The organism is Rothia sp. 11273D007AR (genome assembly GCF_053547255.1).
Genome location: NZ_JBPPWJ010000029.1, coordinates 1 through 1,251, shown reverse-complemented (window position 1 = coordinate 1,251; position 1,251 = coordinate 1). Strand labels below are relative to the sequence as shown.

Below are 1,251 nucleotides of genomic sequence, written 5' to 3'. Positions count from 1 at the left end.
CAGAAAAGTGTGTCCCACCCCGGGCGCGTCACCCACCACGACCACCCCAACCACGCCGCACCACCACACCCTCACCCACAACAAACACACCCCGCAACTCATCCAAAGAACGCCCCACAGCAGCCTCCTTCCTCCGACCACCAAGAGCAACCACCGGCACCGGCTCCAACCTAATCACCTCATCAACACTGGCACCCCAAGCCGCATCCACCCACAAGAGCCACCCCACAGCCCGCCACTGATGCTCCACCGGCATTCCACGATGTTCCCGCAACATGGCACGAATTTTCGCGTTATAGCCTTCTATGTGATTCGTGGTACGAGAAATAGAACCCTCCCTGAGCAAATCCGGATCCAGAAAAGTAAACACAACACCTTGCTTCACCAAACGCTCAAGCCTCCTATAGGCAGTACGCACCCGGGGGTGCGTGTACTGCCAAGAACCATCAGCTAACCAGGTTCTCTCCTTGATAAAGCCTTGATACTGCCCGTGCCAGGAGGCTAAAGAAGCTGACCAGATTGCTGCCTCGTCCAAGCTGGTTACTCGTAGAAGAGCCCTAGAAATCTTCAGTAAGGACTTGCCAGCCTCAGTGCGTGGGGCACTGGTGAGAAGGGTTTTAGTATTCCGGTACACATGCAATAGGCAGCGTTGAATCCGGGTATCTGGCCAACATGTTTTGGCGGCGCTGGCAAAGCCAGAACCGCCATCTACGATGGCTACATCTGGGGCTGGGATGCGTGAGAGTAAAGCTTGGTAGGCTGCGGTGTTCTCGCTTTTAGCCCATTGGTAGTCGATGACACCAACGGTTTGGTTGTAGGCGATGATGCAGACCATGCCGCTGATGTAGATACCGTCGAGTTGGATTTCGTGGTGGATTTGGCCTGTTTGTTTGATGGGTGGGGTGATGTTCCAGCACCAGGCGGTATTGGCGCGGAAGGTTCGTCCAGCTCCTAGGGTGGTGTGGTGCTGGGTGTTTTTACTGGTGAGCCAGGTGATGAAGGCTGCTAGCTGGTGTTTTCGTGTGCTGGTGGGGCGTTTGATGGTTCTGCTGGCGCCGCAGTGGGTGCAGCGGTAGCGTGTGGTTCCTGCGCTGGTGGTGCCGTTGCGTTTGGTTCGTTGGTTGCATATCAGGCATGTGGGGTTTTTGGGCTCACTTGGTTTAGGTTAGCTTGTGGGGCTAGCTTGTGGGGTTGGTTGCCTTGTGTTGATTGGGTTGTGGGGGTGTTGGGGACACACTTTTCTGCCTATAA

At 55.6% G+C, this 1,251-nt stretch carries 1 protein-coding gene; it reads right to left on the bottom strand.

The features are described from left to right. Positions 1-28: 28 nt before the first annotated feature. Complete coding sequence (locus tag ACED88_RS10700; protein ID WP_449109579.1) at positions 29-1,129, bottom strand: IS1249 family transposase; 1,101 nt, start codon at positions 1,127-1,129, stop codon at positions 29-31. Positions 1,130-1,251 lie beyond the last annotated feature (122 nt).